Annotated in this window: 9 protein-coding genes; 4 read left to right on the forward strand and 5 right to left on the reverse strand. The window is 66.3% G+C overall.

Annotated elements, in window-relative coordinates:
- Positions 1 to 30 precede the first annotated feature (30 nt).
- Positions 31 to 1212 (reverse strand): fatty acid desaturase family protein, encoded by a 1182-nt coding sequence (locus WAW85_RS13395; protein WP_422560097.1) that lies wholly within the window; start codon positions 1210 to 1212, stop codon positions 31 to 33.
- Positions 1213 to 1224: 12 nt separating this feature from the next.
- Positions 1225 to 2301: a ferredoxin reductase gene (locus tag WAW85_RS13400; RefSeq protein ID WP_422560098.1), complete on the reverse strand. Its 1077-nt coding sequence runs from the start codon at positions 2299 to 2301 to the stop codon at positions 1225 to 1227.
- 107 nt (positions 2302 to 2408) lie between these two features.
- On the opposite strand from WAW85_RS13400, the gene WAW85_RS13405 reads away from it, so the two are divergent.
- Positions 2409 to 3035 carry a TetR family transcriptional regulator gene (locus WAW85_RS13405; protein ID WP_422560099.1) on the forward strand — a complete coding sequence of 209 codons (627 nt, stop codon included), beginning with the start codon at positions 2409 to 2411 and terminating at the stop codon, positions 3033 to 3035.
- Complete coding sequence (locus WAW85_RS13410) at positions 3032 to 4471, forward strand: protein kinase domain-containing protein (protein ID WP_422560100.1); 1440 nt, start codon at positions 3032 to 3034, stop codon at positions 4469 to 4471. The genes WAW85_RS13405 and WAW85_RS13410 overlap by 4 nt, the downstream gene beginning before the upstream one ends.
- 4 nt (positions 4472 to 4475) lie before the next feature.
- Here the strand turns inward: WAW85_RS13410 and WAW85_RS13415 are convergent, their stop codons facing one another.
- Positions 4476 to 4706 (reverse strand): hypothetical protein, encoded by a 231-nt coding sequence (locus WAW85_RS13415; RefSeq protein WP_422560101.1) that lies wholly within the window; start codon positions 4704 to 4706, stop codon positions 4476 to 4478.
- Positions 4707 to 4713: 7 nt separating this feature from the next.
- On the opposite strand from WAW85_RS13415, the gene WAW85_RS13420 reads away from it, so the two are divergent.
- Together WAW85_RS13420 and WAW85_RS13425 are read left to right on the forward strand one after the other, a co-directional pair.
- Positions 4714 to 5415 carry a hypothetical protein gene (locus tag WAW85_RS13420; RefSeq protein WP_422560102.1) on the forward strand — a complete coding sequence of 234 codons (702 nt, stop codon included), beginning with the start codon at positions 4714 to 4716 and terminating at the stop codon, positions 5413 to 5415.
- A gap of 108 nt (positions 5416 to 5523) precedes the next feature.
- Positions 5524 to 6381: a hypothetical protein gene (locus WAW85_RS13425; RefSeq protein ID WP_422560109.1), complete on the forward strand. Its 858-nt coding sequence runs from the start codon at positions 5524 to 5526 to the stop codon at positions 6379 to 6381.
- Here the strand turns inward: WAW85_RS13425 and WAW85_RS13430 are convergent.
- On the reverse strand, positions 6375 to 7703 hold the full coding sequence (locus tag WAW85_RS13430) for a M20/M25/M40 family metallo-hydrolase (protein WP_422560103.1): 1329 nt from the start codon (positions 7701 to 7703) through the stop codon (positions 6375 to 6377). The two genes, WAW85_RS13425 and WAW85_RS13430, sit on opposite strands and share 7 nt — an antisense overlap.
- A gap of 10 nt (positions 7704 to 7713) precedes the next feature.
- Complete coding sequence (locus WAW85_RS13435) at positions 7714 to 8454, reverse strand: pirin family protein (RefSeq protein WP_422560104.1); 741 nt, start codon at positions 8452 to 8454, stop codon at positions 7714 to 7716.
- Positions 8455 to 8591: the final 137 nt, after the last annotated feature.

Genomic DNA, 8591 nt, shown 5'->3' on the forward strand with positions numbered 1-8591 from the left:
GTGTACTCCTTCGGGGTGCTCCCTACGACGCTACGCGACCCGCTCCGAGCGAGTCGCCTTGGCGCCCGCCGCGTGGCGCTCGATGTTCAGCACCACGTTGTTGTCGTCGGAAGTCATCGTATTCGGCAGCGACAGCTTGGCGATCTTGCGCCACGTGGAGCCGAGCTGGTGGGACAGGCTTCCAGTGTTGTAGGGCAGATCGTACTTCTCGCACAGTGCCTCGACCTCGCGCGCCATCTCCGGGTACCGGTTGGCAGGTACGTCGGGGTACAGGTGGTGTTCGATCTGGTGGCTCAGGTTACCGCTCATGATATGGAACAGGTTGCCGCCGGTGATGTTGGCCGAACCGAGCATCTGGCGCAGGTACCACTCACCCTTGGTCTCGTTCGCGGTCTCCTCCTTGGAGAAGGTCTGTGCGCCGGTGGGGAAGTGGCCGCAGAAGATGATCGAGAACGTCCAGACATTGCGGATCAGGTTCGCGCCGGCGTTGCCGAGCCGAGTGGTGACGAAGAACGGTCCGGTCAGCGCCGGGTAGATGATGTAGTCCTTGGCGACCTGCTTGCTTGCTTTGCGCCACATGCCCTTGACCAGGCCCTTGATATCGGTCCACTTGCGTTTACCCGCGAACACGTTCTCCACCTCGAGATCGTGCAGCATGACGCCCCACTCGAAGAGCAGCATGAGCGCGGTCGCGTAGCCGAGATTGCCCAGGTAGTAGGGGTTCCACTTCTGGTCTCGGGTCATGCGCAGAATGCCGTAGCCGACGTCGCGGTCTTCGCCGATCACGTTGGTGAACGTGTGGTGCAGATAGTTGTGGCTGTGCTTCCACTGCTCACCGGGCACCACATTGTCCCAGTCGAACTCGCGCGAGTTGTAGGTGTCCTCGCGCATCCAGTCGTACTGGCCGTGCATGACGTTATGGCCGATCTCCATATTGTCCAGGATCTTGGCGGCGCCCAGCGAGGCGACGCCAGCGAGCCACACCGGCGGGAGGAACGGGACATACATCGCTGCGCGACCAGCGAATTCCAGCTTTCGCTGGATCTCGATGATCTTGTAGATGTAGTCGCGGTCCGCTTGGCCGAGTGACTCGACGACCCGGGTGCGGATCGCGTCGAGCTCGGCGCCGATCTCCTCGACCTGCTGCGCGGTCAAGTTCACTTCGATGGGCTGTGTGGTCGTGGTCTGTGTGGTCGTGGTCTGCGTGGTCATGGTGGTGTCCTTCTACAGTTCGATGTCGACGTCGCCGACGGGAGCGTTGACGCAGATCTGGATTTGCTGATCGGTCTCCGAGTCGAGTTCGCCGGTCAGGATGTTGCGGGTGCAGCCGGACTTGCGGACGGCGGTGCACGAGAAGCAGATACCCATGCGGCAGCCGTATTCGGGCTGCAGGCCGGCGGCTTCGGCTTGTTCCAGGATGGTGCGGCCGTCGTTCTCGCTCGTCGTCTCGGTCGTTGAGTAGGTGAGGGTGCCGGTGATGGGCTGGTTCGGGTCGATCACCGGGGCGGTGTCGATGGTGAAGGCTTCGCTGTGCAGGCGCGCGGACAGGCCGCGATCGGCCAGGTCCGCACTGACGGCTGACATCAGCGTCGGCGGGCCGCACAGGAACACTTGTGCACCGTCGGCGTCGACGAGGCCGTCGAGGTGAGCCGCAATGAAGTGGCTGCGGTCGGTGGTGCGCGTGTAATGCAGGTGCACGTCGATGTTGTCGTGGGCGTCGGCCAGGGCTGCCAGCTCGGCGGCGTAGGGAACGTCCTCGGCGGTCCGCGCGTAGTGCACGAGAGTGACCGGCTGGCGGTGTCCCTCGGTGGCGAGCGTTCGCAGCATTGAGATAACAGGTGTAATCCCGCTGCCGCCGCTAACCAGGATGGTGCGTTCGGGACGCTCCGCGGGCAGGACAAACTGGCCGGTGGCCTCGCCCAGGCCCAATACGTCACCGACGGCTACGTGCTCGCGTAGGTGCTGCGAGATGAATCCGTCGTCGTGGGCGGTGACGGTCAGTTCAATGGCAGTGTGGCTCTGTGCGGCATTGGCGGGAGAGAAGAAGCGGCGGTGGCGGACACCGTCGACAACAGTGCTGACCTCGACATATTGTCCGGCGGTGTGGCCCTTCCACTGGCGCGTCGGCGCGAGGGTCAGGGTGACGGTGCGGTTGGTCTGCAACTCTCGGCCGACCACCTTGGCGCGAGTCTCGCGCCACGTCAGCATCGGGTTGACGAACTCCAGATAGCGGTCCACCGGGTACGGAGTCGCCGTAGCTTCGACCAAGTTCCCGAGGAGGCTCGCGAGTCGGCTTGTCATGGTTCTTACTCCTTCGGTGTACGGATGTACTCTCAAAGAATCGCACAGCTGTAGCGATAGGCGCAAGCGATGTTCATGTGTCGGCCATCACCCCTTAGACTGGGTTGGTGACTGGTGGTTCGCGTGCGGCGAAAAAGGAGCAGACGCGCCAGGCGCTGCTCGACACCACCATCGATCTGGTGGACGACCGTTCTTTCGGCAGCCTTTCGCTGCGCGAAGTGGCCCGCGGGGCGGGTATCGTGCCTACCGCCTTCTACCGGCATTTCGCCTCGATGGAGGATCTCGGCGTCACGCTGGTGGAGGACTCGATGCGTGTGCTGAGGCGTGCGCTGCGTGAGGGCCGACGCGATCTGGCCAACAGCGGTCTACCGATCGCGCGAGAGTCGCTGACTATCCTGCTGCGCCAGGTGCGGGCCGAGGAGGCCAAGTTTCAGTTCCTGGTCCGCGAACAGCACGGCGGCGTCGCCGAGGTGCGGCGCGCCATTAACACTGAGCTTCGCCTATTCTCTCGGGAATTGGCCATCGATCTGGCCCGCATCCCGCAACTCGCGGCGTGGGAAGCGGACGATTTGGAGGTCGCGGCTGACCTGATTGTCAGCATCATGATGACGGCGGTGGCAGACTTGCTCGACGGGGACGGTCGACCCGCAACGGAGGAGGCCCTGGTGAGGCGCGCGGAAAAGCAACTGGTGATGGCGATTCTCGGGATGGGCCAGTGGAGGACAGTGCAGTGAACGACCGGGTGGGCACACAATTCGGGCAATACCGCTTGGACGCGCTAATCGGGCGCGGCGGCATGGGCGCGGTCTACCGCGCCTACGATACGGTGCGCGATCGCGACGTCGCGCTGAAACTCCTGGGCGGCAGTGGGACCGACGACGGTACCTTCGCCGAGCGCTTCCGTCGCGAGTGCCAGGTGGTGGCGCGACTCGGCGAGCCGCACATCATTCCGATCCATGACTTCGGCGAGATTGACGGCACCCTGTATCTGGATATGCGTCTGGTGGAGGGTGAGAACGCCCGGCAACTGCTGCTCCGCTCCGGCGCGCTGGCGCCGGAGCAGGCCATCGGCATCGTCGAACAAGTGGGCTCAGCCCTCGACGCCGCGCATGCGGCCGGTCTGGTACACCGCGATGTGAAGCCGGAGAACATCCTGGTGACACCGGACGGCTTCGCCTACCTGGTGGACTTCGGCATCGCCCACGACGGCGCCGACTCCGGCCTCACTAAGACCGGTACGGCCATCGGCTCGACGGCGTATTTGGCGCCCGAGCAGTTCGACAACGCTCCGGTCTCGTCGGCTTCGGACGTGTACGCGCTGAGCGCGGTGCTGTATGAGTTGCTCACCGGGCGTCCGCCCTTCCACGGTGAGACGGTGAGCGCGGTGATCAAGGCGACCGTGCTCAACGACGCGCCGCCAGTCAGCGCGGTGAACCCGGCGGTGCCGGCGAGCCTGGATCCAGTCGTCGCCCGCGGCCTCGCCAAGGATCCGGCCCAGCGCTACCCGGCCGCGCGCGACCTCGGGGTGGCTGCGCGCCAGGCGATCGGCGGGGAATCGGCGACGACCTTCATCCCGGCGCCGAACCCGGGCACGGTGCCGCTGTACCAACAGACGGCTGTGCGCGCGTCCGGTCCGGTGCCGCAGTTGCAGCCGCAGTACCCGTCGGGTCCCCAGTATTCCGGGCCCCAGCAGTATTCCGGCCCCCAGCAGTATTCGGGACCGGTCTACCAGCAGGTGCCGCCAGAGAAGTCGATGAATGGCACGCAGATGCTGCTGGCCGGATTGATCGGTGTGCTGGTCGCCGCGCTGATCGGCGTGGGCATCTATTACTTGGGCTTCCGCGACAAGGGCAGCGTCGTCGCCGGACCGTCGACGACGACGATGACCAGTACAGTTGCTCCGACGCAGGCCGCACCGCAGCCAGTGGGCCCGCCGCCCGGATCCAGGGTGTGCGGCGAGGGAGCCGCGGCCGGGACTGACGTAACCACGTGTCCGTTCGCCGTCGAGGTGCGCCGTTCGTATCTGGCGGCCGGGCCCATGGGGCAGACTCGGACCGTGAATGCGCAGAGCCCAGTCACCGGTCAGTGGTACGTGATGACGTGCGCGGCCGAGCCGTCCGGTGTGGTGACCTGTCACGGTGGTAACAACGCAGTGGTCCACATCTACTGATATTTCAGGAGTGCAGAATCTTGTCAGGACGTGCCTTGCTGCGCGCCGGTAGCGCGATACTCGCCGGGATGATCGTCGGCGCCGGACTGGTGGGCTGTTCCAGCGGTCCGTCGTCGGTCCCTACGGCGACCGAGGTGGTGACGGTGACCGGATCTCCTGCTGTCTCGCCGTCGGCCGAATCGTCGCCGAAGTCGTCATCGAAGCCGAAGCCGAAGCCGTCAGCCGGTGACCCCACTGCGCTGATGGCGAGTTACGACGAGTTCCGAGCGGAGTTGGCGCAGCCGGTGGGGATATCGATTGCGGCCGTCGGTGGAGGAGAAGTGGTCAGCATGGGCGATCAGGTCTCGCAGGTGGCGTGGTCGACGATCAAGGTGCCGCTCGCGCTCGCTGCGCAACGGGCGAACGGTATTTCCGCTGCTGAGACCACTGCGATCATCAACTCCGACAACGCCTCTGCGGAGACGCTCTGGGCCTCCCTGGGAACACCGGAACAGGCTGCGGAAGCAGTGACCGGCATTCTGCGCGAGGGCAAGGACACGAAGACCGAGGTGCCTGCTGAGCGGCGACGCGCGGAGTTCACCATCTTCGGGCAGACGGTGTGGGCGCTCGACGATGCGGCGACCTTTACTGCGAACCTGCCGTGTCTGCCAGGTTCGGAGCATGTGGTCGGGTTGATGGGCCAGGTGGCCGGCAATCAGAACTGGGGCATCGAGTCGATCGCGTCGAACACGACGGCCGTCAAGGGTGGCTGGGGTCCTGCGGTATCGGGTGGGTATGTGGTTCGTCAGATCGGTGTGCTGACGCGCAAGAATGGTTCGCAGATCGCCTTTGCCCTCTCGACCTACACGCAGCAGTCGACGATGGAGAGCGGGATCGCCGCACTCGACCAGGTCGGTCGTTGGATTGGGAAGAACCTCAAGTTGATGCCGTCCGGCAACTGTTAGGACTCGATTTGGATTCAGCCCTGGAGCCGAACGACCCACAGCTCTAGTGTTACTGAAGTTGTTCAAGTGACATAAGGGGCCAGTGTGGCATGGGTGCGGTGCGGGTTGATGGGTGCGGCGATAGCCGCAGTGGTGGCGAGTACGGCCTTGGCCGGTAGTGCCGCGGCCGAGGTCTTTTCCGTGCCTGCGCTGCCCAACGGGAGCCTGGGCGCTCCGGTCGTGTCCAAAGCCGAATTGGACAAGAGTTTCCGGGCGCTCACCAAGTCGATGGCGACATCGCTGCCGGGCCGGGTCGGCGTATCGATCACGCCCGTCGGCGGTGACCTTCCGACGTCGTTCGGTTCGGTCAAGACTGCGCGGGCCTGGTCGACACTCAAGGTGCCGGTGTCCATCGCCGCGCAGCGCAAGCTCGGGGCCGCAGTGCTTGCCGACGAGGCCAAAGCCATCGAACTAAGCGACAACGAGTCTGCCGAGAAACTCTGGGGCCTCCTCGGCGGCGGCGCACCCTCGGTGGACGCGGTGACCGCGGTGCTGCGCGAGGGGCATGATGTGCGCACCCAAGTGTCCTCCGAGCTGACGCACAGCTTTCCTGGGCTCACCCAGTGGGATCTAGCCGATCAATCCATCTTCGCGGCCCATCTGCCGTGCCTCCCGGACACTGGCGATGTGCTCGACCACATGAATCACGTTGCGGCGAACCAGCAGTGGGGCGTCGCCAAGCCCGCCGCCCGCGGCGTGACGGCCGCTGTGAAGGGCGGCTGGGGACCGGCCGCCAATGGCACCGGAAAGAATGTGGTCCGGCAACTGGCCGTGATCAGCACACCGACCGGTCAGTACGGTGTCGCCCTGGCGGCGCTGCCGACAAGCGGTTCCTTGACCGACGGCAATGCGATGGTCACGCGCGTCGGCACGTGGCTCCTGAAAAACCTCGGCGGCTTCCCTGCGGGTAACTGCCTGGTTCAGTAGCGGCTCAGCAGAATTGCCTCGGTGAGCGCGGTCCGGCGGATTTCTTCCGGGTCGACGCTCTCGTTTGCTGCATGGATCGCACACTGCGGCTCCTCCACGCCGAGCAGCGCGATCTCTGCCGTCGGCACGGCGCCGGACAGCACAGTGCACAACGGAATGGAGCCGCCCTGCCCGGAATGCACGACGTCGGCGCCGTCGTAGGCCTCGCGCATTGCGGCGGTCAGCGCCGTATAACCGGGCCCGTCGGTGGCCGGGGCGAACGGCGCACCCATCGCGTCAGCGGTGACCGTCAGCTCGCAGCGCCACCCGAGGCGCGCGCGCAGGTGCGCGGCGAGTGCGTCGTAGGCCTGCTGCGGATCGACACCCGGCGGAATCCGCAGATTCAGCAGCGCCGCCGCGGATGGGATCACCGCGGCCGCGCACGATGCGATGCTGGGGGCGTCCATGCCGATCACGCTGACCGCCGGGCGCGCCCAACACATATCGGCCGGGGTGCCCGAGCCCAGGACGTCCACGCCGGGCAGCACGCCGGCGTCGGTGCGGAAGCGGTCGGCGGGGTAGGGGGCGCCGGTCCACGTCTGACTGTGCTCCAGACCGTCGATCACGGTGTTGCCGTCGGCATCGCGCAGGGTGGCCAGCAGCGCGATCAGGGCGGCCATCGCGTCCGGTGCGGCCCCGCCGAACTGGCCCGAATGCACGGCCCCGGCCAGGGCGCGCACTTCGACGCGGACATTCACCACGCCGCGCAGGCTGGTGGTGAGCGTGGGCACGCCGACCTCGATGTTGCCGGTGTCGCCGATCAGGATCAGGTCGGCGTCAAAGAGTTCGGGGCGGCGGCGCACCAGATCGTCGAGGCCCTCGCCGCCAGCCTCCTCAGAGCCCTCGATGATGACCCGGATGTTGCATGAGGCCTCGCCGCCGAGCGCGCGCAGGGCGGTCAGGTGCGCCACGACATTGCCTTTGCAGTCGGCGGCGCCGCGTCCATACCATCGGCCATCCCGCTTGGTGAGTCCGAAAGGTGGTGTGCGCCACAGAGATTCGTCACCGGGGGGCTGCACATCGTGATGGCTATACAGCGCGACGGTGCGACTGCCCGCTGGCCCGGCCCGGTAGCCGACGATAGCCTGCGAGCCGTCGCAGGTGTCGATCACCTCGCAGGCGAAGCCGAGCGCGCCGAACTGCTCGGCCACCCAGGCCGCCGATGCCCGGTTCGCGTCGGTGCGCGTAGCGTCGTCATGAATGGAGGCGAAGGCCACGGCGGTGGCGAGGTCGTCGTAGGCGGCGGGCATTTGCGCGGCGACCCGTTCGGCGAGAGAACTCATGGACTCGAGGTTAGACCTCAAACGAGGCGTGCATCTCCCAGAAGATCAGCTCGGCGTCGGCCGCCGCGGTCACCGCCAGTGCCGAGTGATCGACGGTGCGGAGGGCGTCGCCGGCGGCCAGCACGCCGACGGAGTCGACGCTGATCTGCCCGTCCACCACGAATAAGTGTCCGAACGGTGCGCCAGGAAACGACACCCGCTGGCCGCTGCGCGGGCGGGCCAGGTGCAGCGCGGCGAACCTGTTGCTGATCGGGAGTGCGCCGTGGCCGCGGTGCTCGCGCCGACCGGACGCTGCGACCACCGGCTCGCCGCTCGCCAGAGCGTCGGTGAAGCTCTTCTCGGCGTGGGTTGGATCGAGGCCGTCGGTGTCCGGGGCGACCCACATCTGGATCACCCGCAGCGGCGCTCCCGAGTAGCTCCGGTCGGCGTTTCCCTCCGAGTGCGTGATGCCGCGACCGGCGCTCATGTATCCGAGTGTGCCCGCGGGGAGAACGCCCGCGTGGTCCTGCGAATCCCGGTGCGCCACCGCGCCGTTCACCACCCAGGTGAGGATCTCGGTGTTCTGGTGCTGGTGGGCGTCCAGACCCTCGCCGGGGCCGACCACATCGTCGTTGTGCACGAGCAGCACGCCGTGGGCGTTGCCGAAGAGATCGTAATTTCCAGTGGCGGGGAAACTCTGCCGGGAGGTGAGCCACTCGTTGGTCCAGTGCAGTCGGTCGGCCGCGCGGATCACTGTGGCGGAGGTGGTCATCGTTCTTCCCATCGGTCCAGGCGAGCGCTGACGCGGGTCATGATGCGCGCCAGAGTGGTGGCATCGTCGTCGGTCAGGGCGTCGTAGAAGGTATCGCGTACCAAGGCGACGTGGCCGACGGCCGCAGCGCGGAAGGC

Origin of the sequence: Gordonia sp. (in: high G+C Gram-positive bacteria) (assembly GCF_049299075.1) — a bacterium.
GTDB lineage: Bacteria > Actinomycetota > Actinomycetes > Mycobacteriales > Mycobacteriaceae > Gordonia.

Bases quoted from the DNA above. Each gene is read 5' to 3' on its own strand.
- WAW85_RS13395 (WP_422560097.1), bottom strand. From the start codon at position 1,212: ATGACCACGCAGACCACGACCACACAGACCACGACCACACAGCCCATC.
- WAW85_RS13400 (WP_422560098.1), bottom strand. From the start codon at position 2,301: ATGACAAGCCGACTCGCGAGCCTCCTCGGGAACTTGGTCGAAGCTACG.
- WAW85_RS13420 (WP_422560102.1), top strand. From the start codon at position 4,714: ATGGCGAGTTACGACGAGTTCCGAGCGGAGTTGGCGCAGCCGGTGGGG.
- WAW85_RS13425 (WP_422560109.1), top strand. From the start codon at position 5,524: ATGGGTGCGGCGATAGCCGCAGTGGTGGCGAGTACGGCCTTGGCCGGT.
- WAW85_RS13430 (WP_422560103.1), bottom strand. From the start codon at position 7,703: ATGAGTTCTCTCGCCGAACGGGTCGCCGCGCAAATGCCCGCCGCCTAC.
- WAW85_RS13435 (WP_422560104.1), bottom strand. From the start codon at position 8,454: ATGACCACCTCCGCCACAGTGATCCGCGCGGCCGACCGACTGCACTGG.